The sequence below is a fragment of the Deinococcus aerius genome (genome assembly GCF_002897375.1).
Classification (GTDB): Bacteria; Deinococcota; Deinococci; order Deinococcales; family Deinococcaceae; genus Deinococcus; species Deinococcus aerius.
Genome location: NZ_BFAG01000015.1, coordinates 88,069 through 111,758 on the forward strand (window position 1 = coordinate 88,069; position 23,690 = coordinate 111,758).

Consider the following 23,690-nt stretch of genomic DNA (forward strand, 5'->3'; position numbering starts at 1 on the left):
CCAAGACGAGATTCGGGACGCCCTGGGAGCCATGAGGGTAAGGGCCCCGGCGTTCTTCGCGGCGCTTTCCCCGGGGGAGTTCACGCGCGGAACGGCCGAACGCTGGTCCCCGGCCCACCATCTGCACCACCTCATCCTGTCCAACAAACCGGTCGCCTATGCCCTGACCCTGCCGCAGGACCGCCTGCCCCTTCGCCCGGGCGACCTCCCCTCCCGGGAGTATATGCAGGTGCGCGACCTGTACAGAGAGGCGCTCGCCACGGGGGTGCGAGCCTCCGGGCGCTATCTGCCTGACCCCCACGGGACCCAGGACGCCCTGGTCGCCGAGTACAGTGGGACGCTGGAACTGCTGGAGCATAACCTCCTCATGTACTGGACGGACGCCGAACTCGACGCCCATACCCTCGTTCATCCCGTTCTGGGTCCGCTCAGTGTGCGGGAGATGCTGTTCTTCACGCTCTACCACAACGAACACCACCTCAAGGGCGTGCAAGCCAGTCTCAACCGAACGGAGAATCCATGACTGAAACACTCAAAATCGCCCTCGTGACCGGCTCCAGCCGGGGTCTTGGCCGGGCGATGGCGCTTGCCCTGGCCGGGGCGGGCTTCGGCGTGGCCGTGCATTACGGCCGGAATCAAGCCGAGGCCGAGAAAGTCGCGGACGAGGTTCGTATCCTCGGCGTTCCCGTTCAGGTCTTCGGCGCCGACCTCTCCGACCCCGCCAACGCCGGAACGCTCGTGGAGGATGTGATTAAAGGTCTGGGCCGCCTCGACGTGCTGGTGAACAATGCTGGGATCACCCGCGACAACCTCGCCGTCCGAATGAGGGACGACGACTGGAACGCCGTGCTGGACACCAACCTCACGAGTGCTTTCACCGCCTGCCGCGCGGCGATCAAGCACATGATGCGCGCCCGCTCGGGCCGGATCATCAACATCGCCTCGGTGGTTGGGCTGATGGGCAACCCCGGGCAGGCCAACTACGTCGCCAGCAAGGCGGGCCTGATCGGGCTGACCAAGGCGCTCGCCAAGGAGTACGGCGGGCGCGGGATCACCGTGAACGCGGTCGCCCCCGGCTTCATCGAGTCGGACATGACCGGCCAGCTTTCCGGGGACGTGCAGAAGGCGTACCTGGGGAGCATCCCCCTCGCCCGCTTCGGCAGGGCAGAGGATGTCGCCGCCCTGGTCGCCTTCCTCGCCTCAGACGCCGCCGGATACATCACCGGGCAGGTGATCGGGGTGGACGGCGGGCTGTACCCGCATTAAGGGCCCGGTTTCGCTTGAACTCCGTCCAATTTCGTCCGCATCTGCGGAATACCCGTGTAGACTGGCGCAGACTTCAGGATCAGGAGGTACTTAACATATGGCGAGTTTTGAGGATGTAAAGGAAGTGATCGTCGAGAAGCTCGGCGTGGACGCGGACAAGGTGACCCCGGAGGCCCGGTTCGTCGAGGACCTGGGCGCGGACAGCCTGGAAACCGTCGAGCTGATCATGGGGCTGGAGGACCGCTTCGGCATCTCCATCAGCGACGAGGACGCCGAAAAAATCCGTACGGTGCAGGCTGCCGTCGATTACATCGGCTCCAAGCAGTAGGAGCACACTCAGGCCGGGCGGCGCGGGGGGAGATCCCGGCACCGTCCGGTTTTGCCGCTGCCTGGCACTTGCTGGCCCGGGCAGGTGGAGGGAGGCAGCATGACCTTAACGGGACTCAAACGTGTGGCGATCACCGGCCTCGGCCCAGTCACGCCCATCGGAACGGGCGCGCAGGCCTTTGCGGAGGCGCAGCGGGCGGGCAAGAGCGGCATCGGCCTGATTGACCGCTTCGACACCGCCGAGGTGGCGAGCAAGATCGCGGGCCAGGTGGACGACGACCTCGGCGAGTACGTGGACGCCCGCGAGGCGCGCAAACTCGACCGCTACGTGCAACTCGCCCTCGCGGCGGCGGAACTCGCCGTGCGCGACAGCGGCCTGACGGAGGAGGACCTGCGCAGCGAGCGCACCGGGGCCGTGATCGGCAGCGGGATCGGCGGGGTGAAGACCTTCGAGGACCAGGCGGGCGTCCTGCACTCGCGCGGGCCGGGCCGCATCAGCCCCATGTTCATCCCCATGATGATCGCCAACATGGCGACCGGGCACGTCGCCATGCGGTACGGGGCCACTGGGCCGAGCAGCACCGTCGTGACCGCCTGCGCGACGGGCACCGGGGCCATCGGCGACGCGGCCCGCTACATCCAGCTCGGCCTGGCCGACGTGATGCTCGCGGGCGGCACCGAGGCGGCGGTCACGCCCATCGCCATCGGGGGCTTTTCCAACATGAAGGCGCTCTCCACCCGCAACGACGCGCCGCAGGAGGCGAGCCGCCCCTTCTCGGCCAGCCGTGACGGCTTCGTGCTCGGGGAGGGCGCGGGCGTGGTGGTGCTGGAGGAGTACGAGAAGGCGAAGGCGCGCGGCGCCACCATCTACGCCGAGATCGTGGGCTACGGCACCTCGGCCGACGCGCACCACATCACCCTCCCGGCCCCCGAGGGACGCGGCGCGCAGGTCGCCATGCGGATGGCCCTCGCCACGGCGGGCGTGAACCCCGAGCAGGTGGGCTACATCAACGCCCACGGCACGAGCACCCACTTCAACGACCTGCACGAGACGCAGGGCATCAAGCACGTGTTCGGCCCGCACGCCCACAAGCTCGCCGTCAGCTCCACCAAGTCCATGACCGGGCACCTCCTCGGCGCGGCGGGGGCGGTGGAGGCCATCGCGGTCGCCCAGGCGCTGAGGGACGGCATCCTGCCCCCCACCATCAACCTGACCGACCCCGACCCCGTGCTCGACCTCGACTACATCCCGGAGGGCGCGCGGGAGGAGCAGGTCGAGTACGCGCTGAGCAATTCCTTCGCCTTCGGCGGGCAGAACGCGGCGCTGCTGTTCAAACGGGTCTAGCGGATCGGCTGTGTGAGGCGGCAGTGTCCTGGTCTTCGCCTCACACCCTGTGACTCCTCAGCGGCATCCCTGTGTCGAGATGGCGTCTTGTCATTGACCTTGGGTGAATCAACAGTGTTTGGGAAGGAGCAGGTCTCCGCTTAGGCTGCCCGCATGGATGCTCAGACGTGCGAGCGGAAGCTGTCCCTCCTTCGTGAGCCCCGTATGCTGCCGCTCACCGAATATACCGACGACCTCGCCAGAAGAACGAACAGGGTTATCCCCTTCTTCGACCCAGAGGACGGAGGCACCCAGGCAGAACTGCTCCTGCTGATGAGCCACGTAGATGGTGACCCCGGTTCTGCCAGGAACGGGTCGCCCTTTATCTCTATGGAGAATGAGGACCCGACCGCCAACAATTTGCAGAGGGTGATTCTCGACCTGGGGCTGCCGAGAAGTACGCTGCTGCTCTGGAACGTTGTGCCCTGGCAGGACGGTGATCCAAAGAAGGAGGCGGGCGTGGGGGCCATCCATCTCCCCCGGCTTATTCAGCGCCTCCCCAACCTCCGGGGCATCGCCGTGTTGAGCAAGGAGGGTTCGGTGGTGAAGAGCGTGCGCGAAGAAGTGCCGAGCCGCTATAGGCTTGAATGGACGTATACCTTCAGCCCTGGCCCTCGTGGATACGCACACAACGGAGCCCGGCTCACTCAGGATTTGCAAAACATTGCCCGTAAGTTAAGCCTGCTCTGAGACGGGACTTCGCTCGGCTCGCGTCTGGGGGGTGACAGCTCAGCGCGGAGTGTTTCTGTCGTGCTGAGCTGTCACCCGTTCCACCATCTCTGAATTCCGAACTCCCCCCTCCTTTGCCCTAAAGCTCATATTGGCCGGGGGAGGCGGCGCCGTCTGCTACGCTCGGAGCAAGTCCTCTTGCGGCAGGCCGGTGCCTCTGGCCGCCCCGTGACACGACTGATGATCTGCGAGGTTTTCACCGTGCGTGCCCCCACATCCCCTCCGCCCGCTCCCGACGTGCTGACCCCTTCCGCCAAGAGGGGGCGGCGCAAGAAAACGCCCCGGGTCGCCCCGCCGTCCGAGGGCGGGCAGACCTTCAGCACCGTGGCGAACCCGGACAGCCCCTTTCTCAACCGCGAGCTGTCCTGGCTGGCCTTTAACGCCCGCGTGCTCGCCGAGGCGCGGGACGAGCGCAATCCCCCCCTGGAGCGGCTGAAGTACGCGGCGATCTGCGGCAGCAACCTCGACGAGTTCTTCATGGTGCGCGTGGCGGGCGTCCACCGCCAGATTGCGGCGGGCGTGAACACCCCGGGTCCCGACGGCCTGCTCCCGCGCGAGACCCTGGGCCTCGTGCGCGAGCGGACCCACACCATGCTGCGCCAGATTGAGAAAGCGGCCCGGCGGACCCTGAGGGACCTGACGGCGGAGGGCGTGCGCCTCGTGCGGGTCGCCGACCTGGGCAAGCGGGCGCGGGCGGCGCTGCGCGAGCACTACCTCGCGGAGATTCAGCCGGTCCTGACGCCGCTCGTGGTGGACCCCAGCCACCCCTTTCCCTATCTGAGCAACCTCAGCCTGAACCTCGCCGTGCTGCTGGGCAGCGGCGAGGGCGAGGAGCCGGAGTTCGCGCGGGTCAAGGTCCCGGTCGGCGTGCTGCCGCGCGTGGTGCCGGTCGGGGACGCGCTGCTGCTGCTGGAGGACGTGATCGCCGCGCACCTCGGCGACCTCTTCAAGGGCCGCACCGTTCTTGCCGCCCACGTCTTCCGGGTGACGCGCAACACCGACTACGAGTTCGAGGAGGAGGAGGCCGAGGACCTGCTCGCCACCATCGAGGACGGGCTGCGGCGGCGGCGCTTCGGCTCGGCGGTGCGGCTCGAGGTGATGGGGGAGACGCCGCCCGCCATCGTCACCTTCCTGCGCGAGCGGCTGGGGCTGGCCCCCGAGGACGTGTTCACCCTGGAGGGGCCGCTGGGCACCGCCGACCTGATGAGCCTCCCGGTGGACCGCCCCGACCTGAGTTTCCCCCCCTACGCGCCCGCCGTGCCCGACCTCGACGGCGACGACGAGGACGGCGTCTTCGACACCCTGCGCCACGGTGACGTGCTGCTGCACCACCCCTACGACGGCTTCACGAACGTGCTGAACTTCCTGGAGGAGGCCGCCCGCGACCCGCAGGTGCTGGCGATCAAGCAGACGCTCTACCGCACCGGGGACGATCCCCGGCTGCTCGGGGCCCTGCGCACCGCCGCCGAGAACGGCAAGCAGGTCGTGGCCCTGATCGAACTCAAGGCCCGTTTCGACGAGCAGCGCAACATCTCGTGGGCGAGGAAATTGGAGCGGGCCGGGGCACACGTCGTGTACGGCATGGCCGGGCTCAAGACCCACGCCAAGGTCACGCTCGTCGTCCGGCGGGAGGAGGGGGGGCTGCGCCGCTACGTCCACATCGGCACGGGGAACTACAACCCCAAGACGGCGCGGCTGTACACCGACCTCAGCCTGCTCTCCGCCGACCCCGACCTGGGGGCCGACGTGTCGGAGCTGTTCAACCACCTCACCGGGTACGCCGAGGCGGGCTACACCCGGCTCCTCGTCGCGCCCGACACCGCGCGCAGCGGCTTCGAGGAGCTGCTCGACCGCGAGGCGGAGTATGCCCGCGCGGGGCAGGACGGCTGGGTGCGGGTCAAGGTCAACCAGCTCACCGACCCCGGCATGATCGAGGCACTGTACCGGGCGGCGGGGGCGGGGGTGCGGGTGGAACTCCTCATCCGGGGGGTGTGTTGCCTGCGGCCCGGGGTGCCCGGCCTCTCGGAGACGGTGCGGGTGCGCAGCCTGCTGGGGCGCTACCTCGAACACGCGCGCATCTACGCCTTTGGGGGCGGGGGCAGCCCGGAGGTGTACCTCGGCAGCGCGGACTGGATGAGCCGCAACCTCGACCGCCGGGTGGAGGTGATCGCGCCGGTGCTCGATGACCGCCACCGCGACGAACTCCTGGGCCTGCTGGACACGGAGTGGGCCGATGAGCGCGGCTCGTGGGAGCTGAACGCGGACGGCATCTACGAGAAGTTGCTCGGCGACTTCAGCGCCCAGCAGGCCTTCGCCGAGGCCCGCCATCCCGCCTGAGGTGGCGAGAAGTTCCAACAGGAGGACGGGGACGCGGCGCCTGGCCGCGTCCCCGTCCGGGTGACATTAGCCTCAGGCAATTCCGTAGTCGTCCGCACCCTGGGGCGTGGCGGTCTTGGGGGCGTGGGCAATTCCGTAATCGTCGGCACCTTGGGTGTTGACGGGGTGGCCGGACTTGGCGATCCCGTAGTCGTCGGCGCCCGCCTGAGCCGCCGAGAACACGAGAGTCGCCGCCACCGCCAGGAGCTTCACGATTCGTCTAAAGACCATAGTTGTACTCTATCGCCTAACGGATGACCCTGGATATGGAGCGGATCACGGAACTGCGGGCGCACTTCGACGCCGGGCGGTATGAGGCGGTCATCACCCGGTTGTCGGGCACCCCACCGACCATGCCCGAGGAGTGGCGGCTGCTGGGCATGGCCTACCTCTGGAGTGGCCGCTTCCCCGAGGCCGAGCTGCCCCTGCTGCGCGCCTCCGAGCTCGGCGACCTGGAGGCGCGGGTCGAGTACGGCAACCTGCTGCGCCTCCAGGGCCGCTTCGCCGAGGCCATCCGGCATTTCGAGACGATCGCCCCGGGCCTGAGCGGGGAACTCGCCCTGCGCGCCCTGCGCTGGTGGGGCACCGCCGAGTTCCAGGCGGGCCGGGTGGAGGAGGGCCTGGAGCGTTGCGAGCGGGCCTGGCGCGGCTACCTCGCGGCGGGCACCGACGAGCAGATCGGGCGCGTCACCCAGACGGTCGCGCAGATGCACGTCAAGGTCGGCGACCTCGTGCGCGCCCGCCACCTCTACCGCGAGGCCCTGAGGCTGCTGCCGGTGGGCCGCACCCCCATCGGGCGGCTCTCGGCGCTGATCGGCCTGGCGAACGTGCAGGTCCTCACCGGGGACTTCGCCGGGGCACGGGCCACCCTGGCGCAGGGCTGGGAGGCGCTGGGGGACACCGATGCCCTCACCCCCCGCGCCTACCTCCTCACGGTGGAGGCGGAGCTGCACCACCTCACCGGGGACCGGGCGGCGCACCTGCGGACCCTCCAGGACCTGCGGGCCATCGTGGAGACCACCCACGACTTCGAGCTGCTGACCTGGACCGCGACCCGGCTGGCCGACCTGTACAGCCGTCAGGGGGAACACGCGCGGGCGCTGGAGACGCTGCACGACCTCGCCCCCGACCCCGCCCACCCGGCGGTGACGCTGGCGCGCGGCCTGCTGCTGCGGCGGCGCGGGAACCACGCGCAGGCGGCCGAGGCCCTCACCCGGGCGCTGGAGAGCCCCGGCCTGGGCGAACACGGGCGGGTGAGGGCCCTGCTGCACCTCGCCGACGCGCAGGCCTCGCTGGGGGACGAGGCGGCGAGCCTGGGGACCTTCCGCCAGGCCCTCACCGCCCTTGTCAGCGCGCGGGACCGGATGCTGTACCGCCCGGATCTCCAGGAACTCGCCAGCCTGGTGCAGCGGGCGCGGCTGGACCCCGACCTGGCGCCGGAGGTGCAGCTCGTGCTCGAAAAGCTCGCCTTCCCGGGGACGGGCGGCGGCGAGGCGGCCCCCGCGCCGCTGTACCTGCGCGTCCACACCCTGGGCCGGGCGGAGGTCGAGCGCGCGGGCGAGCGGGTGCCCTTCAGCCTGGAGGGCAGCGTGCTCACGCTCGCCTACCTCGCGCTGCACCCCGGGCAGACCCGGCGCGAGCTGGAGGCCGCCATCTACCCCGACCGCGACCCCAAGACCGCCGGGGACTACTTCCGGGCGGTGTTCCGCGAGCTGCGCGTGCGCCTGGGCCCCGGGGTGCTGCACATGGAGGGCAACGCCAAGCAGCCCCGCTACCGCCTGGGGCCGGAGGTTCACGTGGAACTCGACGTGACCGAGCTGCGCTCCGCCCTGGAGGCGGGTGACCTGGCCCGGGCGCTCGCCCTGTACCGTGGTCCCTTCCTGCCCGGGCTGCGAATGGAAAGCGAGTGGGCCGACGACCTGCGCGAGGAGCTGCGCGTACTCCTCACCCTGGAACTCAAGGGCCGCCTGGGCCGCGCCCGCGAGGAGGGCGACCTGCGCCGGGCGCTCCTCCTCGCCAACGAGCTGCTGCGCATCGACCCCTACGACGTGGGCGTGCTGGAGGTCCGGGTGGAGATCGCCCGCCAGGTCGCCACCCCCCAGGAACTCGCCCGCTATGTGGTGGAACTCCACCGGATGCGGTCCTGAGCGTCCTCCCGTGCCCGACCGCCCCTTCCTGAACGACCCGGGCCCCGGGGGTGAGCCCCCGGCAGGCGCCGTTCCAGACGCCCTCTTCGACCTCGCCGTGAACCGGGCCGACGCGGCGTTGCGTGGCCTGCGCCCCGCCGATCCGGCCCGCGCCCTTTCGCAGTGGCATGCCCGCACGCGCTTTGCCCGCCGGGTGTCACTGATGGCGGTCAGTGCGGCGTTGCGCCAAAAGCCTCAGGAGGGCGGCGAGTGGCACTGGGCGGGTGGGCCGGGGGGTGGCTGGGTGCGGGGGAAGGCCCCGTTTCCGTAGGGGGGAGGCTGCGTCCCCTCCCTACAACCCACGTCCCACAACTTCCGCCGCCACCCGCACCGCCCGGGTGATCTCATCCTGCGGCAGGTAGGGGATGGGGGCGCGGTCCTCCGGCACGGCGAGGGCGACGGCGGCGTTGGCGGGCACATGCAGGAAGCCGCAGGGGACGTGGGCCCGGCCTGCCCGGGTCAGAAAGTCGAGGGCGTGGTACAGCACGAAGTTGCAGACGTACAGCCCCGCCGTGTTGCTGATGCCGCCGGGAATCTCCGCCTCCCGCCAGGTGTCCACGATGGCGCGCAGGGGCAGGGTACTGAGGTAAGCGGCGGGCGCCGAGGGGTCCGGGTGTGCGGGGTGGTCCCGGTACGTCTGCCCGGCGTTGTCGGGAATCACGAAATCCATCACGTTGACCGCCACCCGTTCGAGCGTCACGTGGGGGCGCCCCGCCGCGAGGCCGGTGAGAAGGACGGTATCCGGCAGATGACGGTCCAGCAGGCCGCGCAAGGTATCCGCCGCCGCGTGCGGCTCGACGGGCAGCAGGGCCGACCGGACACGCAACCCACCGACCTCCAGCCCATCCAACGCCCCCGCCGCCTGCGCGCTCGGGTTGGTGGGATGGGTGTGAAAGGGCTCGAAGCCGGTCAGGAGGAGCGTGGGCATGGGGTGGAGGATACGCCGCAAAGCTGCCTCTCCCGCAGTTTGGCCCACCGGGCGCGGGTATCCTCCTCACGTGCCGGAACTGCCCGAGGTCGAGACCACGCGCCGCAAGATCGAGCCGCTGCTCGCGGGGCGCACCATCCTGAGCCTGACGCACGACGGCTCCCCCCGCTACCGCGACACGCACCTCGCCCACGGGCGCCGGGTCAGCGGCCTCTCGCGCCGGGGCAAGTACCTGATGCTGCACCTCGCGGCGGCAGAGGCGGCCGAGGGGGACCCCCACGACCTCGAACTCATCGTCCACCTGGGGATGACGGGCGGCTTCCGGCTGGAGGAGGGGCCGCACACCCGCGTGACCCTGACGACCGACGCGGGCCAGCTCTACTTCAACGACCCCCGGCGCTTCGGCAAGATGGCGGTCGTGCCCGCCGGGGAGTACGGGGGAATGCCCACCCTGCTCGGCATGGGTCCAGAACCCCTCTCCGATGAGTTCCGGGAGGAGGAATTCGCCCGCCTCGCCGCCCAGGCCGGGGCCGTCAAACCCTGGCTGCTCTCGCAAAAGCCGGTCAGCGGCGTGGGCAACATCTATGCCGACGAGAGCCTGTGGCGGGCGCGCATTCACCCCGCGCAGACGCGCCTGGCCCGCGAGGAGGCGGGCCGTCTCTACCACGCGATCCGCGAGGTGATGCACGAGGCGGTCGAGGCGGGCGGCAGTTCCCTCGGCGACGGAATGGGAAATTACCGCCAGCACGACGGCGAGGCTGGGGCGTTTCAGGGTCGCCACGCGGTCTACGGCCAGACCGGGAAGCCCTGCCCCCGCTGCGGCACGCCCATCAAAAAGATCGTGTTGGGACAGCGGGGAACGCATTTCTGCCCCGAGTGCCAGCCGTTGCGGGAAGGGGAGACGAGCGGGGATGTTCAGAGGTGACGCCACGGCGATGAGCCTGGGAAGGTTGCCATGCCGAGCGCGGTGAAGCATCCTGGCCGCAGCGGCGGAGGCGCGTCGCTCGCGCTCAGGGTGACAACTTCTCCCTGTTCAAGTGCTCCTCCGGCAAAAGAGAGGGTCCCAGGATGTTCTCCCGGGACCCCGTTTTGCTCTACCGCTCAGTCGATGCTGACCCGCCAGCGCCACTCGGAGGCACGCTTCATCACGTGGGCGAGGCCGCCGGTGATGGCGAGCTTTTGGTTCCACGGGAGCTTCATCCAGCCGACCGCCATCAGGCCGCCCAGGCTGACGAACTCGCCCAGGGTGGTGGGCTCGTAGGGCTGAAGCTCCTCGCCCTTCGCCAGCCGGATCAGGTTCTTGCCCGTCAGGCGGCCCTGCTGTCCGGCGTGCTGGGCGGTGGTGGGCACCGGCTTGCCGTCCTGGTTCAGCGCCAGGCCCATGTCGCCGATCACGAACACGTCGGGGTAGTTCTTGGCGCGCAGGAACTCGTCCACGGCGATGCGCCCGCCGGGGCCCTTCTCCAGCCGCTCGCCCCTCACGATGTCGCGCGCCTGGATGCCGCCCGTCCAGATGATCTTGCCCGCCGGGATGACCTTCTGCTCGCCGCCTTGCGTCTGCACGGTCACGCTGTCGGCGGTCGCGCTCATCAGGCGGTGGCCGACGAGGATGTGGATGCCGTACTCGCGCAGCGTGTTCTCGGCCTTCTGCCGCAGCGCGTCGTCGAGGACGGGCAGGATCTTGGGTCCCGCCTCCACGAGGTAGATCTGGAAGGGGGGCAGCCCGCGCTCGCGGCTCAACACTTCCGCCCGCTGCGCGAGTTCGGTCACGAGTTCCACACCCGTCAGGCCCGCGCCGCCCACCACGATGTCGCGGTTGCCCGCATAGTCGCTGCTGTAGGCGCGGTTGACGAAGTTGAAGATCTCGTCGGCGTCGCTGAGCTGCTTGAGTTCGGCGGCGTTCTCGGCCAGACCGGGAATGCGGTAGAAGTTGGTGACGGAGCCCAGGCCCACGACCAGCGTGTCGTAGGTGAGGACCCGGCCGTCCTTGAGGGTGACTTCCTTCGCGTCCACATCAACGTTCTCGACCTGCGCCTGCTCCAGGTGAACGCCCGTGCCGCGCAGCAGCGGCGCCAGGGGCAGGGTCACCGGGGTGTTGTGCGCGGCGGCCTCGTGCAGGCGGGTTTCGAAGGTGTGATAGGCGTTCTGCTCGACGAGCAGGGCCTCCAGACCGGGGGTGGGCTTCATTTTGGTGGCCGCCGCGAGTCCCGCGTAGCCAGCGCCGAGGATGAGGGTCTTCATGCAAGCACTCCTGTGAACGAATTCACGAGTAGGACCCGGGGCAGAGGTCGCCCCAAGACCCGCCGGGGGTCCTCCCCCAGTCGTGACAACAGTGTACAGCTTACACCAAAGCGGTCTGTCACCCTCCACACCCCCAGTGCCCCGCGCCCGGCCTCCCCGGAGCTTAGCCCAGCCCGCATTCCGGGGGGCCCGATTCGTGCTTGAATAGGAGAGGTACACACAATCCATAGGAGGTCCGGCCTGCACGGGTGGGCGGGACCCGTTTCGGCCCTACGCCTCGCCGCACGCACCCCGGAGGTGGACCATGCAGGAGAGTCTTCGCCGTCCCCGCACACGTCCCGGAGCCCCGCTATGAACGTCACCGTGACGGTCAACGGCCGCCCCCACACCCGCGACGTGGAGCCGCGCACCCTGCTCGTGCACTTCCTGCGCGAGGACCTGGGCCTGACCGGCACCCACGTGGGCTGCGACACCAGCCAGTGCGGGGCCTGCACCGTTCACCTGAACGGTGACGCGGTGAAAAGCTGCACCCTCCTCGCCGTTCAGGCCGACGGGATGGAGGTCACGACCATCGAGGGGATCGGCACCGCCGCCGAGCTGCACCCCCTCCAGGCGGGCTTCTGGGAGAAGCACGGCCTCCAGTGCGGCTTCTGCACCCCCGGCATGATCATGAGCGCCGCCGAACTGCTGAGGCACGACCCCGACCCCAGCGAGGAGACGATCCGCCACCACTTAGAGGGCAATTACTGCCGCTGCACCGGCTACCACAACATCGTCCTCGCCGTGCAGCATGCGGCCCAGGCGATGAGGGCGTCGCGGCGGGTGGGGGCGGAGCAGGCGGCGGACGACTGAGAAAGGCTGTGAGTGGTTCGTGGGAAGTGGTCAGTGGAAAAAGCGGTCTGGAGGCAAATACTTTTGCCAAAGCTCCCACTTCCGACTTCCCACTCACCACTGACCTTCCCGGAGGGAACCCAATGACCGAGCGAACAGAGAAGTACATGGGCCAGGCCCTGAAGCGCAAGGAGGACCCGCGCTTCATCACCGGGACCGGGCGCTATACCGACGATTTCGTGCTGCCGGGGATGCTGCACGCCGCGATGGTCCGCAGCCCCTACTCGCACGCGCGCATCACGGGCATCGACAAGAGCAGCGTGGACGGGATGCCCGGCGTGGTCGCGGTACTCACCGGGGACGATGTGAAGGCCGCCGGGATCGGGAGCATTCCGCCCGGCTGGCTGCTGCCCGACCTGAAAATTCCCGCCCACCACGCCATCGCGCAGGGTGAGGCCAACCATGTGGGCGACATCGTGGCGGTCGTGATCGCCGAGACACGCCCGCAGGCGGAGGACGCGGCGGCGATGCTCGCGGTGGACTATGAGGCCCTGCCCGCCGTCTCCCTCGGCAGCGCGGCGCTGGAGGAGGGTGCCCCCCAGGTCCACGACGACGTTCCCGGCAACGTCGCCTTCCGCTGGGAGATCGGCGACGAGGCGGCGCTCAACGAGTCGTTCAACCGGGCGCACAAGACGGTGAAGGTCAAGTTGCGGAATCACCGCCTCGTCCCCAATGCCATCGAGCCGCGCGCCTCGCTCGCGCAGTTCACGCCCGCCAGCAGTGAGTACCTGCTGTACACGACCTCCCAGAACCCGCACATCCACCGGCTGATCCTGGCGGCCTTCGTGATGGGTATTCCCGAGCACAAGCTGCGGGTCATCAGCCCGGACGTGGGCGGCGGCTTCGGCTCCAAGATCTTCCAGTACCAGGAAGAAGTCATCGTGATGCTCGCCTCCCGGATGCTCGGGAAGCCGGTGAAGTGGGCCGCGCGGCGCTCCGAGTCCTTCGTCTCGGATATGCAGGGCCGCGACCACGAGTCGGAGGCCGAACTCGCCGTGGACGAGAACGGCAGGATGCTGGGTCTGCGGGTGAACACGGTCGCCAACCTGGGCGCGTACCTGACCCTCTTCGCGCCCGCCGTGCCGACCTACCTGTACGGCACGCTGATGAACGGGGTGTACAAGTTCCCGGCCATCCACGTGAAGGTCACGGGCGTGATGACGAACACGGTCCCGGTGGACGCCTACCGCGGCGCGGGCCGACCGGAGGCCACCTACCTCATCGAGCGCACCGTGGACGTGATGGCCCACGAACTCGGGATGGACCCCGCCGAGTTCCGCCGCATGAACTTCATCCAGCCCGACGAGTTCCCGTACCAGACGCCCGTGGCGCTGGTGTACGACAGCGGCGACTACGAGCCCGCGCTCGACATGGCGCTGGACATGATGAAGTACCCGGAGCTGCGGGCCGAGCAGGAGCGCCGCAAGGGCTCGAACAAGATTCTCGGCGTGGGCGTGATCTCGTACCTGGAGGCGTGCGGCCTGGCTCCCTCGGCCCTCGTCGGCCAGCTCGGGGCGCAGGCGGGGCAGTGGGAGAGCAGCCTCGTCCGCGTCCACCCCACCGGCAAGGTCGAGCTGTACACCGGCTCGCACAGCCACGGACAGGGCCACGAGACGGCCTTCCCGCAGATCGCCGCCGATGAACTCCAGATTCCCATCGAGGACATCGAACTCATCCACGGCGACACGGGCCGGATGCCCTACGGCTGGGGCACCTACGGTTCCCGCTCCGCCGCGGTGGGCGGCAGCGCCCTCAAGATGGCCCTCGGCAAGATCACGGCCAAGGCGCGCAAGATCGCCGCGCACCTCCTCGAAGCCTCCGAGGAGGACGTCGAGCACGCGGACGGCGTGTTCCGGGTGAAGGGTGCGCCCACCCAGAGCAAGACCTTCTTCGACGTGGCCTTGATGGCCCACCTCGCGCACAACCTGCCGGAGGGGATGGAGCCGGGGCTGGAGGCGACCGCCTTCTACGATCCCAAGAACTTCGTATACCCCTTCGGGACACATGTGGCGGTGGTCGAGATCGACACGGATACCGGCAAGGTCAGCCTGAAGAACTACGGCTGCGTGGACGACTGCGGGCCCCTCATCAACCCGCTGATCGCCGAGGGGCAGGTTCACGGCGGCATCGCGCAGGGTGCGGGCCAGGCGCTGTGGGAGGACGCGGCCTACGACGACGAGGGCAACCTGCTCGCCGGGACCTTCATGGAGTACGCCGTGCCCCGCGCCGACGACCTCCCCGCCTTCCACATCGACCACACGGTGACGCCGAGCCCGCACAACCCGCTGGGCGTCAAGGGCATCGGTGAGGCGGGAACCATCGCCAGCACCGCCGCCGTGGCGAACGCGGTGATGGACGCCCTGTGGCACGAGTACGGCATTGCGCACCTCGACATGCCCTATACCCCCGAGAAGGTCTGGCGGGCGATTCAGACGGCCAGGGGCGCGGGGATGGGGCAGGCGGCGGACGACTGAAAAGACTGTGAGTGGCTCGTGGTGAGTGGGGAGTGGAAAAAGCGGAGCCGGGGCAGAGGCTTTCGCCCAAGCTCCCACGGATCACTGCCTACTTCCCACTAACCCATCCCGGAGGGATGCATGTACCCAGCCAATTTCGACTACCAGAAAGCCCACAGCGTCGACGAGGCGCTCGCGGCGATGGCGGCCAACCCCGACTTGAAGGTGATCGCGGGGGGGCACTCGCTCCTCCCGGCTATGCGGCTTCGCCTCGCCCAGCCGCCCGCGCTCCTCGACATCTTCGGTCTGGAGGAACTCAGGGGCATCCGCCGCGAGGGGGACGTGTTCGTGGTGGGGGCGATGACCACCCACGCGCAGGTGCTGCGCTCGGAACTCCCCCTCTTCCCCGAGGTCGCGCACGAGGTCGGGGACCCGATGGTTCGCAACCGGGGCACCATCGGCGGCTCGCTCGCGCACGCGGACCCGAGTGCGGACTACCCGGCGGCGGCCCTGGCCCTGGGGGTCGAGTTCGTCATCCGCGGGCCGGAGGGCGAGCGCACCGTCCCCGCCGACGAGATGTTCCTCGGGATGTTCGAGAGCGCCGTGCGTCCGGGCGAACTCCTCACCCACATCCGCATTCCGGCGAGCGTGCAGGCGAGCGCCTACGAGAAGTTCAAGCATCCGGCGAGCCACTACGCGATTGTGGGCGTGGCGGTCGTGCGGCACATGGACGGCCAGATTCGGGCGGCGTACACGGGTGCGGGCGAGAAGGCGGGGCGCCTGCACCTCCTCGAAGAGCGCCTGAACGGTGGTCAACCGGTGGGCACCGGGTTGGTGGAGTCCTCGGGCCTCCTCGGTGACCGCTTCGCCAGCCCCGAGTACCGCGCCCACCTGGTAGACGTGCTGGCGGCGCGGGCGGCGGCGCGAGTCTAGGGCAGGGACCAGAAGGGGGTGTCATGTTGAGCGGAGCGAAACATCCCCGCCTCGGCGCACGAAACCCTTCGCTCCGCTCAGGGTGACATTTTTGTTCCGGCGAAGACAGAGATACAAAGCAGCGAAGGTGGGCCGTCCGGGTTGGGGTGGCCCACCTTCCTCTGCTCGCGTTTACTCGTGGTCGTGCATCCCCGCCGTGTGCGCGTGGCCGTGTTCCAGCTCCTCGGGGGTGGCGTCGCGGACGTTTTTTACCGTCACGTCGAAGTTCAGGACCATCCCGGCGAGCGGCGGGTTGAAGTCCACCTCCACCTGGTCGCCGTCCACCGCCATCACGGTGAAGGGGAGAACGCTGCCGTCTTCCGCCTGGGCGTAGTACGTCGCGCCGACCTCCACCTCGTCGTCGAAGTCGGAGCGGTCGAGGGTCTCGACGTTGTCCTCGTCGCGCTCGCCGTAGCCGTCTTCCGGCTGAACGGTGACGTGCAGGCTGTCCCCGGCCTTCTTGCCCTCCAGGGCCTTTTCGAGCCCGGGGATGATGTTGCTGTGGCCGTGCAGGTAGGTCAGCGGCTCGCCCGGCTCGCTCTGGTCCACAACCTCGCCGTCTACCTTCAGCACGTAATCGAGTTCAACAACCTTGTCCTGGGTGATGTTCATGGGTTCTCCGTTCGCTGAGGGAGCCTGAGACGTTCGGGCTTGCCCCAGGAGTCTACCCTCTCACGTGGGCATGAACGCGGCGCCGCACCCGCCTTAAGGGGAAGAAACCCGCCTATGCTGCCCGCATGAGTGCCCCAACCCACCCCTTTCCCATGCACGTCGGCGTCCAGGAGGCGCGCGAGATGTTGGCCGCGCTGCTGCCCACTCCCGGCGTCGAGACCGTCCCCCTCTCCGCAGCCCGTGGACGAACGCTCGGCGCCGATCTCCGGGCCAGGGTCAGCCACCCCAGCGCGACGGAGAGCGCCCTGGACGGCATCGCCGCCCGTGAGGGGGATACGTTGGGCGCCTCACCGGCCTCACCCGTCCGTCTGCGGGTGGTGGGGGAGAGCCGGGCGGGGGTGCCCTTTCCCGGCACGGTCGGCCCCGGCGAGTGCGTCCGCATCTACACGGGGGCACCTCTTCCGCCGGGTGTGGACGCCATTTGCCCCGTCGAGCAACTGACGGACGAGGGCTCCGAGGCCGTACTCCTGGCCCGTCCCGCCAGCCCCACCGACGTGCGGCCCGAGGGAGGGGATTTCCGGGCCGGAGCGACCATCCTGACGGCGGGCACCCTGCTCACACCGCCCCGGGTCGCCCTCGCCGCCGCGCTCGGATACGCCGAGATTCCCGTTCGCCGCCGACTGCGGGTCGCGCTCCTCTCGACCGGGGACGAGGTGATCGAGCCCGGCCAGCCCCTGCGCCCCGGCCAGGTGTACGACAGCAACCGCTACGGCCTGCAGGCGATGCTGGAGGAGTGCGGCTGCGACGTGCTGGCCCTGGGCCACGCGCCCGACAGCCCGGAGGCGCTTGGGGAGGCTATTGCGCAGGCGGGGGGCGCGGACGTGCTGCTCACCAGTGGGGGCGTCAGCATGGGGCGGTACGACTTCATGCGGGACCTGCTGACCCTGCGGGGGCGTGTGGCGTTCTGGAAGGTGAGGATGCGTCCCGGGGGTCCGGCGCTGCTGGGGGGGTGGAATGGTCTTCCCGTATTCGGCCTGCCGGGGAATCCGGTCAGCAGCCTAGTCGTCTTTCACGTCATCGTCCGCCCGGCGCTGACGGGGCAACCGGTGGGGACGCTGCGGTTGCGGGCGGGCACGCCGTTTCGGGGGCTGCCGGACAAGACGGCCTTCTGGCGGGGGGTGCTGCGGGGTGGGGAGGTCTGGGACTACGGGAAGCAGGGGAGTGGGGTGTTGCGGTCGCTGAGCGAGGCGAATGCGCTGGTGGTCGTGCCGGAGGGTGGGGCGGTGCAGGTTGGGGAGGAGGTGGAGGTGATGTTGCTCTGAGCCGCTGACGTTGCCCCCACCCCCCAGCCCCCTACCCCCAGAGGGGGCAGGGGGAGCGGCGCTGCGCTGGGCAAGGGGCCCGGCCCATCTCGCCTGTGGCCGTCCTCCTCTACCCGGAATGTTTGATCTTGTTGCTTGCTGAGCCGCGGGCCCACCGTCTCGCTGCGCGAGCCGACGTGGTGAAGGCCGTGCGAGAGTGAGCCCTTTGGGGGAATGGGCCGTCCACAGTTGACGGTTTTAGAAAGCAGGAGCCTTGGCTCTGTCACTCCTCCCCCTTGGCGGGGAGGTTGGGACTCGTGGCTTGCCCCAGCACTCGGTCTTGCGGCCCAAACATTCCTGTTGTGGACCTTTCAGGGACAGGGCAGAAATAGGTTGTCCGCAGAAAAGCGGGGAGGGGTAAACACGCCCTTCCCCGGCTACCTCTCTCTAGTCACATCAGCGCGCGGTGATCCGCCAGCATGCAGCGGTCCTGGATCACGTCGATGCCGCGCTCGCTGAGGGCCCGGGCCGTGGCCTCGTCGCGGATGCCCTGCTGCATCCAGACCACCCGGGGCAGGGGCGACATGGACAGGATGTCGGCGAGGTGGTCGCGGACCCGGTCGCTGCGGCGGAAGATTTCCACGATGTCCACGGGGGTGGTGATCTCGGCCAGGGTGGAGACGGCCTTGTGGCCGAAAAAGCTCTCGCCGCGCGCCGCGAGGGCCGGGTTGACGGGGATGATCGTGTAGCCCTGGCGGTACAGGTACTCGGGGACGTAGTGGGCGGGCTTCATCGGGTCGTGGTGAAACCCCACCACGGCGATCACGCGGTTCTCGGTCAGGACCTGGAGAACGTCGGCGGAACTCTGCAACAGGGTCATCGTGTTCCTCCCAGCGAGCGGTAGGCGGTGCGTGCCGCCCCCAGGGTGGCGTTCAGTTCCGTGTCGGTGTGGGCCGCGCTCACGAAGATGCTCTCGAACTGGCTGGGCGCCCAGTAGATGCCCTGCCCCAGCATGGATTGGAACCAGGCGGCAAAGGCGGCGGTGTCGCTGCGTGCCGCGTCCGCGTAGGTGCGGATGGAGCCGTCCGGCGCCTCCTGGTGGAAGGCCGTGAGCATCGAGCCGATATGGTTGACGCTGAGGGGCACGCCCGCCTCCCGCGCCGCCGCCTTCAACCCTGCCGCGAGTTCGGAGGTGTAGCTTTCCAATCGCGTGTAGACCTCCGGAGTCCCCTCCAGCACCTCCAGGGTGGCGAGCCCCGCCGCCATCGCCAGCGGGTTGCCGCTGAGGGTGCCCGCCTGGTACACCGGCCCCTGGGGGGAGACGAAGTCCATCACGTCGGCCCGCCCGCCGTAGGCGCCCACCGGCAGGCCCCCGCCGATGATCTTGCCCCAGCAGATCAGGTCGGGCGTGAGGCCCAGCAGCCCGGTTGCGCCCCGCAGCGAGAGGCGGAAGCCCGTCATCACCTCGTCGGCGATGAGGAGGGCGCCCCGCTCGCGGACCCGGTGCAGGGCGGCCAGGAACTCGGGGGTGGGGATCAGGACGCCCGCGTTGCCCACCACGGGCTCGAAGATCACCGCCGCGACCTCGTGCCCCCGCTCGGCCATCAGGGCGTCGAGCGCCGCCGGGTCGTTGTACTCGCTCACCAGCGTCAGTTGGGCATATTCCCCGGGCACTCCCGCGCTGCTGGGGGCCGAGGTGCCGAGGGTGCCCTCCGCGTTCGTGAGCAGGCCGCTGCCCGCCTCGACGAGGAGGCCGTCGGCGTGGCCGTGGTAGTTGCCCCGGAATTTGACGATGAACTTGCGTCCGGTAAAGCCCCGGGCCAGCCGCAGGGCGCTCATGGTCGCCTCGGTGCCGCTGTTCACGAAGCGCACGCGCTCGGCCCCGGTGATGCGGGTCACCGCCTCGGCCAGCCGCACCTCGCGCTCGCCGGGGGCCCCGAAGCTCGTGCCGCCCGCCAGCGCCTCCGAGATCGCCTGCCGCACCGCCGGGTGATCGTGGCCCAGGATCATGGGTCCCCACGAGCCGATGTAGTCCACCAGCCGGTTCCCGTCCACGTCGGTCAGGTACGCGCCATGCGCCTCGCGGATGAAGCGCGGCGAGCCGCCCACGCTCTTGAAGGCCCGCACCGGGCTGTTCACGCCGCCCGGGGTCACCGCGCGGGCTCGGGCGAACAGCGCCGCCGATTGCGCGCTGGAAGGAAGGGTCTCCGTCGTCATGCCGCCCACCTTACGGCAACCTGATGAGGGCAGCGGGAAGGGAAACGACACTTCAGGGAGGGTGAAGTGGGAGGCCGGGCCCACCCCCCAGTCCTTTGCATAAGGGGGGTCTGCTGCTGCGTTTGGCAAGGGGCCAGTCCATTGCGCCAGTAGGCCACGTTCTCTGCACGCAATGTTTGATCTTGCTGTGACTTCAGGCGCTGGCCCAGCGTCTCGCCGCGCGAGCAAGGCGGGGTGAAGGCGGTGCGAGGGTTGGACGAGGGGTGGAAGTGGCCATCCACAATCGACGGTTTATCGACGGTTTTAGGAAGCAAGGGCTTTGGCTCTTTTTGTTGCTCCTCCTTTGCGGGGGAGGTTGGGACTCGTAGAGCTGTTTGCAGGGGGATGGCAGGCCCCACCGTCTACCCCTCAAAAAACTGGGGCAGGCGAACGCGCCCCTGCCCCGGTTAAAAGCTGCTGGCTTCCTACAGGCCCAGCAACCCCAGCGCCGCCGTCTGGGTCAGCTCGGCGCGGAAGGGCTCGACCAGGGCGCGTTCCTCGGGGGTGGCGGTCTGCACCGCCGTGTTCAGGTCGGGGAGGCGGCCCTGCTGCAAGGCCTCCGCGGCGCGGGTGAAGTCGATGTTGGGGACCCCCAGGGCGCGGTTCACGGTGCTGCGGATGACGGCGTACCGTTCGGGGCTCAGGCCCTGCCCGGCGAGGGCCACTGTCTGGGCCTGGCGGGCGCGGCCGATGCTGCCCCCCGCCTCGCGCAGGACATTCAGGACCGTCAGCAGATTCGGGGACTGCCCGTTTTGAATGTCGGCCCAGACCCGCTCCAGGCCCGTCAGGCTGCCGCCGAAGGCGTTCCGCACCTCGCGGCGCACCCGCACGAAACGCTGCACGTCCGCCGGGGTCACGGGGCGGTCGACGGTTCCGGTCGGCGCGGGAGAGGTGGTGCCCCCATTCCCCGGCAGGTTGGGCGAGGGAATGTTCGCTCCGTTGCCCGTCTGAGTCTGGGTCTGGGCCGGACCACGCCAGGAATCCAGAAAGGCCCGGGCGGGCTGAATGACGAAAAACCACGCGAGCGCCCCCAGCAGCGCGAGTACGAGCAGGGTGCCGCCCCCGCAGCCCAGACAACCGCATCCCATTCCACGTCTTGATCTCATGCCCAGGGATACGGGGCAGAGGGGAAGGGGGTTCCCGGCTCCTCCCGGGGAGGGAGAAGGGCGCCGGGTTGACACGGCCCCGGTGGACGCCCTTAAATACGGACGTTTCTCACAGAGCAGATCATCAAGGTGCCCTTCCCCGCCTGGGTCATCCGGCCCAGACGCCGTTCCCTCTCTCATGGAGGCTTTATGTCCCGTACGCCGACCCGCCGCCCTGCCTTCCCTGCCCTGACCCTGCTGGCCTGCGGGCTCGCCCTCGCCAGTTGCGGGGGGCCGACGGAGCCGCCCGTCGTCGTGGATCCCGTCACGGATACCCGCGTGCAGGACACCCGCACCTTCAACGCCGTGGTGCCGAACCTCACCGCCCTGGGCGGCGCGGCGATCTATCAGGGGCAGTACGCGGGGATTCAGGGCCCGGCGAGCTACGCCATCGAGGTGCCGAACAACTGGAACGGCACCCTGGTCATGTACGCGCACGGTTACCGGGGCACGGGGAAGGATCTGACGGTGGACCCGCCCCCCTTCATGGACGTAACTCCGCCCGCCTCGGTCCGCCAGCACCTCATCAGCCAGGGGTACGCCTGGGCCGCGAGTTCCTACTCGGCGAACTACTACGACGTGCGGGCCGGGCTGGAGGACACGAACGGGCTCGCCCTGAAGTTTGCCGAGCTGACCGGTAAAACGGCCCCCAGGGAATACCTGATCATGGGCGCGTCGATGGGCGGGCATGTCGCCGGAGCCGCCGTGGAAAAGGAATCTCTCGCCGCCGAGCAGAACAAGGTCAACTACGCCGCCGCCCTGCCCCTGTGCGGGGTGATGGACGAGGAGTACGAGTTCCAGTGGTTGGGTGACTACACCACGGTCGCCGCGCAACTCGCCGGGCTGGGGGCCAAGACCTACCCCCAGACGAACTACCAGCAGATCCTGCCCGACATCCTGGCAGCGCTGTTCACCAGCACCTCCGGCCAGCTCTGGCAGGAGAACGAGGGGCAGGGCGCGAAACTGCGCGAGATCGCCCGCAACCTGACGGGCGGCAACCGTCCCGTCTTCGAGCTGGGCTTCCGCCTGGGGGTCTACCAGGGCGCGGTGTTCAGCACGGGCGGCTCGGACGGCACGCTGAACGGCATCCTGAGCAAGAACATCTACGGCAACAAGGACCGCTTCTACCGCTGGACGACCGGGGAGACACCCACGCCCGCCGAGGTCGCCTTCAACGCCGCCATCCTGCGGGTGGAGGCGGACCCGAATGCCAACCCGGCCCGGCCGAGTGGGCTGCGCTGGCTGCCGCGCATCAACGGGGAGTTCAGCGTACCCGTGCTGACCCTGCACACGCTGGGCGACCTCTACGTGCCCTTCGCCCACCAGCAGAGGTACCGCCTGGCGGCCCAGCAAAGCGGCAACGGGGACCGGCTGGTTCAGCGGGCGATCCGCGCCCCGGGCCACTGCCAGTTCACCGCCGCCGAGGTGAACGAGGCCTTCGACGATCTCGTGGCCTGGAAGAAGAGCGGGATCAAGCCCGCCGGGGACGACGTGCTGACGCCCGCCACCGTGGCCGACCCGAACTACGGTTGCCGCTTCACACGCGGCATTCGCGCGGGCGTCGCGGCCTGCCCGCCCGCCCCTTAAAGGACGGGAAGGATAAGGCGTCGGGCCGGGTAGCCCCCGGCCTGACCCTAGTTCAGCCCCTTTCTGGCTGTGGAAACGATCTGTAAGGCTTCATACGAGTCCGGTGTAGGCCCCCACACCAATTAAAGGAAGGCTTCTCGGCAGGAGGAAGGGCGGCGGGATAGGGTCAGGCTTATCCTCACCATGCCCTTCAGGAGATCCCCTATGTCCAAATCCGCGTTCCTGCTCCTTTCCGCCCTGACCCTCGCCGCCACGTCGGTCGCGCACGCCGACCTGGCGGACGTGAAGAAGCGGGGTGAGCTGCGCGTCGTGATGAGCGGCGAGTACCCGCCCTTCTCGCAACCGGCCCCCGACGGCTCGCTGACCGGCTTCGACGCCGACGTGGCCCGCGAGATCGGCAAGCGGCTCGGCGTGAAGGTGCGGCTGATCAAGGCCGAGTTCTCCTCCATCATCGCGGGGCTCCAGTCGGGGCAGTTCGACCTCGCGGTGGCCTCGCAGAGCAAGACGCCCGAGCGCGAGCGGGCGGTGGACTTCCTGAGCCAGCCCTACTACTACGACGGTTTCCAGCTCTTCGTGCCCGCGAACTCGGCGGCGAAGAACCTGGCGGGGCTGAACGGCCAGCCTGTCGCCGTGGCGCAGGGCACCGTGTTCGAGAAGTTCCTGCGTGACCAGAAGTACCCCAACGTGGTGACCTACAGCGGCGAGCCGGATATCTACCTGGCGCTCGCGTCGGGCCGCGCGGCGGGCATGATCACGACCCGCACGGTGGGCAGCGTCGCCATCAAGAACGGGCAGAAGCTCAAGGCGGCAGGCCCGGTCCTCCAGCAGGACAACCCCTACATCACCCTGGGGAAGAACCAGCCGCAGCTCAAGGCCGCCGTGGAAAAGGCGCTCGCGCAGATGCGGGCGGACGGCACGCTGAAGCAGCTCAGCCTGAAGTACCTGGGCTCGAACATTACGGCTCCCTCCCGCTGAAGGGGGCCGCGTGGAGGAGGCCGTGCGAGCAGCCGCGCGGCCTCGTTTCCCGGGGGCGCCC

22 protein-coding genes are annotated in these 23,690 nt (G+C 69.2%); 15 read left to right on the forward strand and 7 right to left on the reverse strand.

Annotated features, from left to right (window positions below):
- Positions 1-31: 31 nt before the first annotated feature.
- The 6 genes from DAERI_RS18315 (at position 32) to ppk1 (ending at position 6,043) form a co-directional block, all read left to right on the forward strand.
- Positions 32-523 (forward strand): DinB family protein, encoded by a 492-nt coding sequence (locus tag DAERI_RS18315; RefSeq protein ID WP_165794280.1) that lies wholly within the window; start codon positions 32-34, stop codon positions 521-523.
- The gene (fabG, locus tag DAERI_RS18320; protein WP_103130886.1) at positions 520-1,266 is read left to right on the forward strand and encodes a 3-oxoacyl-[acyl-carrier-protein] reductase; all 747 of its coding nucleotides are present in this window, start codon (positions 520-522) and stop codon (positions 1,264-1,266) included. Before DAERI_RS18315 ends, fabG begins: the two co-directional genes overlap by 4 nt.
- A gap of 97 nt (positions 1,267-1,363) precedes the next feature.
- Positions 1,364-1,594 (forward strand): acyl carrier protein, encoded by a 231-nt coding sequence (gene acpP / locus DAERI_RS18325; protein WP_103130887.1) that lies wholly within the window; start codon positions 1,364-1,366, stop codon positions 1,592-1,594.
- A gap of 99 nt (positions 1,595-1,693) precedes the next feature.
- On the forward strand, positions 1,694-2,938 hold the full coding sequence (fabF, locus tag DAERI_RS18330; RefSeq protein WP_103130888.1) for a beta-ketoacyl-ACP synthase II: 1,245 nt from the start codon (positions 1,694-1,696) through the stop codon (positions 2,936-2,938).
- Between the two features lie 204 nt (positions 2,939-3,142).
- On the forward strand, positions 3,143-3,667 hold the full coding sequence (locus DAERI_RS18335) for a uracil-DNA glycosylase family protein (protein ID WP_133162073.1): 525 nt from the start codon (positions 3,143-3,145) through the stop codon (positions 3,665-3,667).
- Between the two features lie 219 nt (positions 3,668-3,886).
- Positions 3,887-6,043, forward strand: a complete 2,157-nt coding sequence (gene ppk1 / locus DAERI_RS18340; RefSeq protein ID WP_439952260.1) for a polyphosphate kinase 1 — start codon at positions 3,887-3,889, stop codon at positions 6,041-6,043.
- 72 nt (positions 6,044-6,115) lie between these two features.
- On the opposite strand, the gene DAERI_RS18345 is transcribed toward ppk1, so the two are convergent.
- A complete protein-coding gene (locus DAERI_RS18345) occupies positions 6,116-6,313 on the reverse strand; it encodes a hypothetical protein (protein ID WP_133162074.1) in 198 nt (65 codons plus the stop codon).
- 23 nt (positions 6,314-6,336) lie between these two features.
- On the opposite strand from DAERI_RS18345, the gene DAERI_RS23175 reads away from it, so the two are divergent.
- Together DAERI_RS23175 and DAERI_RS18355 are read left to right on the forward strand one after the other, a co-directional pair.
- On the forward strand, positions 6,337-8,229 hold the full coding sequence (locus tag DAERI_RS23175; protein ID WP_103130891.1) for a tetratricopeptide repeat protein: 1,893 nt from the start codon (positions 6,337-6,339) through the stop codon (positions 8,227-8,229).
- A 10-nt stretch (positions 8,230-8,239) separates the two neighbouring features.
- Positions 8,240-8,539 (forward strand): hypothetical protein, encoded by a 300-nt coding sequence (locus DAERI_RS18355; protein WP_103130892.1) that lies wholly within the window; start codon positions 8,240-8,242, stop codon positions 8,537-8,539.
- Between the two features lie 21 nt (positions 8,540-8,560).
- On the opposite strand, the gene DAERI_RS18360 is transcribed toward DAERI_RS18355, so the two are convergent.
- Positions 8,561-9,196, reverse strand: a complete 636-nt coding sequence (locus DAERI_RS18360) for a pyroglutamyl-peptidase I (RefSeq protein ID WP_103130893.1) — start codon at positions 9,194-9,196, stop codon at positions 8,561-8,563.
- Positions 9,197-9,266: 70 nt separating this feature from the next.
- Between DAERI_RS18360 and DAERI_RS18365 the strand changes: the two genes are divergently transcribed.
- Positions 9,267-10,121 carry a DNA-formamidopyrimidine glycosylase gene (locus DAERI_RS18365; protein WP_103130894.1) on the forward strand — a complete coding sequence of 285 codons (855 nt, stop codon included), beginning with the start codon at positions 9,267-9,269 and terminating at the stop codon, positions 10,119-10,121.
- A gap of 176 nt (positions 10,122-10,297) precedes the next feature.
- Here DAERI_RS18365 and DAERI_RS18370 read toward each other — a convergent pair whose 3' ends face one another.
- Positions 10,298-11,437, reverse strand: a complete 1,140-nt coding sequence (locus tag DAERI_RS18370) for an NAD(P)/FAD-dependent oxidoreductase (RefSeq protein WP_103130895.1) — start codon at positions 11,435-11,437, stop codon at positions 10,298-10,300.
- 351 nt (positions 11,438-11,788) lie between these two features.
- Here DAERI_RS18370 and DAERI_RS18375 point away from each other — a divergent pair, with 351 nt between their 5' ends.
- From DAERI_RS18375 to DAERI_RS18385, 3 genes are all read left to right on the forward strand, one after another.
- Entirely contained in the window at positions 11,789-12,289 is a 501-nt protein-coding gene (locus DAERI_RS18375) for a (2Fe-2S)-binding protein (protein WP_103130896.1), read from the forward strand.
- A gap of 122 nt (positions 12,290-12,411) precedes the next feature.
- Entirely contained in the window at positions 12,412-14,802 is a 2,391-nt protein-coding gene (locus DAERI_RS18380; RefSeq protein ID WP_103130897.1) for a xanthine dehydrogenase family protein molybdopterin-binding subunit, read from the forward strand.
- A 120-nt stretch (positions 14,803-14,922) separates the two neighbouring features.
- Positions 14,923-15,714, forward strand: coding sequence for an FAD binding domain-containing protein (locus tag DAERI_RS18385; RefSeq protein ID WP_103130898.1), 792 nt, complete (start codon positions 14,923-14,925; stop codon positions 15,712-15,714).
- A 171-nt stretch (positions 15,715-15,885) separates the two neighbouring features.
- Here DAERI_RS18385 and DAERI_RS18390 read toward each other — a convergent pair whose 3' ends face one another.
- Entirely contained in the window at positions 15,886-16,365 is a 480-nt protein-coding gene (locus tag DAERI_RS18390; RefSeq protein ID WP_103130899.1) for an FKBP-type peptidyl-prolyl cis-trans isomerase, read from the reverse strand.
- A gap of 125 nt (positions 16,366-16,490) precedes the next feature.
- Between DAERI_RS18390 and DAERI_RS18395 the strand changes: the two genes are divergently transcribed.
- A complete protein-coding gene (locus tag DAERI_RS18395; protein ID WP_103130900.1) occupies positions 16,491-17,687 on the forward strand; it encodes a molybdopterin molybdotransferase MoeA in 1,197 nt (398 codons plus the stop codon).
- Positions 17,688-18,117: 430 nt separating this feature from the next.
- Here DAERI_RS18395 and DAERI_RS18400 read toward each other — a convergent pair whose 3' ends face one another.
- The 3 genes from DAERI_RS18400 to DAERI_RS22485 form a co-directional block, all read right to left on the reverse strand.
- Positions 18,118-18,546 (reverse strand): CoA-binding protein, encoded by a 429-nt coding sequence (locus DAERI_RS18400; protein WP_103130901.1) that lies wholly within the window; start codon positions 18,544-18,546, stop codon positions 18,118-18,120.
- Positions 18,543-19,883 (reverse strand): glutamate-1-semialdehyde 2,1-aminomutase, encoded by a 1,341-nt coding sequence (gene hemL / locus DAERI_RS18405; protein WP_103130902.1) that lies wholly within the window; start codon positions 19,881-19,883, stop codon positions 18,543-18,545. Before hemL ends, DAERI_RS18400 begins: the two co-directional genes overlap by 4 nt.
- Positions 19,884-20,347: 464 nt before the next feature.
- Positions 20,348-21,010 (reverse strand): hypothetical protein, encoded by a 663-nt coding sequence (locus tag DAERI_RS22485; RefSeq protein WP_235610456.1) that lies wholly within the window; start codon positions 21,008-21,010, stop codon positions 20,348-20,350.
- A gap of 207 nt (positions 21,011-21,217) precedes the next feature.
- On the opposite strand from DAERI_RS22485, the gene DAERI_RS18415 reads away from it, so the two are divergent.
- Both DAERI_RS18415 and DAERI_RS18420 read left to right on the forward strand, forming a co-directional pair.
- Positions 21,218-22,654 carry an alpha/beta hydrolase gene (locus DAERI_RS18415; protein ID WP_103130903.1) on the forward strand — a complete coding sequence of 479 codons (1,437 nt, stop codon included), beginning with the start codon at positions 21,218-21,220 and terminating at the stop codon, positions 22,652-22,654.
- A 204-nt stretch (positions 22,655-22,858) separates the two neighbouring features.
- Positions 22,859-23,629 (forward strand): transporter substrate-binding domain-containing protein, encoded by a 771-nt coding sequence (locus DAERI_RS18420; protein WP_165794282.1) that lies wholly within the window; start codon positions 22,859-22,861, stop codon positions 23,627-23,629.
- Positions 23,630-23,690 lie beyond the last annotated feature (61 nt).

Bases quoted from the DNA above. Each gene is read 5' to 3' on its own strand.
- DAERI_RS18315 (WP_165794280.1), top strand. From the start codon at position 32: ATGAGGGTAAGGGCCCCGGCGTTCTTCGCGGCGCTTTCCCCGGGGGAG.
- fabG (WP_103130886.1), top strand. From the start codon at position 520: ATGACTGAAACACTCAAAATCGCCCTCGTGACCGGCTCCAGCCGGGGT.
- acpP (WP_103130887.1), top strand. From the start codon at position 1,364: ATGGCGAGTTTTGAGGATGTAAAGGAAGTGATCGTCGAGAAGCTCGGC.
- fabF (WP_103130888.1), top strand. From the start codon at position 1,694: ATGACCTTAACGGGACTCAAACGTGTGGCGATCACCGGCCTCGGCCCA.
- DAERI_RS18335 (WP_133162073.1), top strand. From the start codon at position 3,143: ATGCTGCCGCTCACCGAATATACCGACGACCTCGCCAGAAGAACGAAC.
- ppk1 (WP_439952260.1), top strand. From the start codon at position 3,887: ATGATCTGCGAGGTTTTCACCGTGCGTGCCCCCACATCCCCTCCGCCC.
- DAERI_RS18345 (WP_133162074.1), bottom strand. From the start codon at position 6,313: ATGGTCTTTAGACGAATCGTGAAGCTCCTGGCGGTGGCGGCGACTCTC.
- DAERI_RS23175 (WP_103130891.1), top strand. From the start codon at position 6,337: ATGACCCTGGATATGGAGCGGATCACGGAACTGCGGGCGCACTTCGAC.
- DAERI_RS18360 (WP_103130893.1), bottom strand. From the start codon at position 9,196: ATGCCCACGCTCCTCCTGACCGGCTTCGAGCCCTTTCACACCCATCCC.
- DAERI_RS18370 (WP_103130895.1), bottom strand. From the start codon at position 11,437: ATGAAGACCCTCATCCTCGGCGCTGGCTACGCGGGACTCGCGGCGGCC.
- DAERI_RS18375 (WP_103130896.1), top strand. From the start codon at position 11,789: ATGAACGTCACCGTGACGGTCAACGGCCGCCCCCACACCCGCGACGTG.
- DAERI_RS18380 (WP_103130897.1), top strand. From the start codon at position 12,412: ATGACCGAGCGAACAGAGAAGTACATGGGCCAGGCCCTGAAGCGCAAG.
- DAERI_RS18385 (WP_103130898.1), top strand. From the start codon at position 14,923: ATGTACCCAGCCAATTTCGACTACCAGAAAGCCCACAGCGTCGACGAG.
- DAERI_RS18390 (WP_103130899.1), bottom strand. From the start codon at position 16,365: ATGAACATCACCCAGGACAAGGTTGTTGAACTCGATTACGTGCTGAAG.
- DAERI_RS18395 (WP_103130900.1), top strand. From the start codon at position 16,491: ATGAGTGCCCCAACCCACCCCTTTCCCATGCACGTCGGCGTCCAGGAG.
- DAERI_RS18400 (WP_103130901.1), bottom strand. From the start codon at position 18,546: ATGACCCTGTTGCAGAGTTCCGCCGACGTTCTCCAGGTCCTGACCGAG.
- hemL (WP_103130902.1), bottom strand. From the start codon at position 19,883: ATGACGACGGAGACCCTTCCTTCCAGCGCGCAATCGGCGGCGCTGTTC.
- DAERI_RS22485 (WP_235610456.1), bottom strand. From the start codon at position 21,010: ATGGGATGCGGTTGTCTGGGCTGCGGGGGCGGCACCCTGCTCGTACTC.
- DAERI_RS18415 (WP_103130903.1), top strand. From the start codon at position 21,218: ATGTCCCGTACGCCGACCCGCCGCCCTGCCTTCCCTGCCCTGACCCTG.
- DAERI_RS18420 (WP_165794282.1), top strand. From the start codon at position 22,859: ATGTCCAAATCCGCGTTCCTGCTCCTTTCCGCCCTGACCCTCGCCGCC.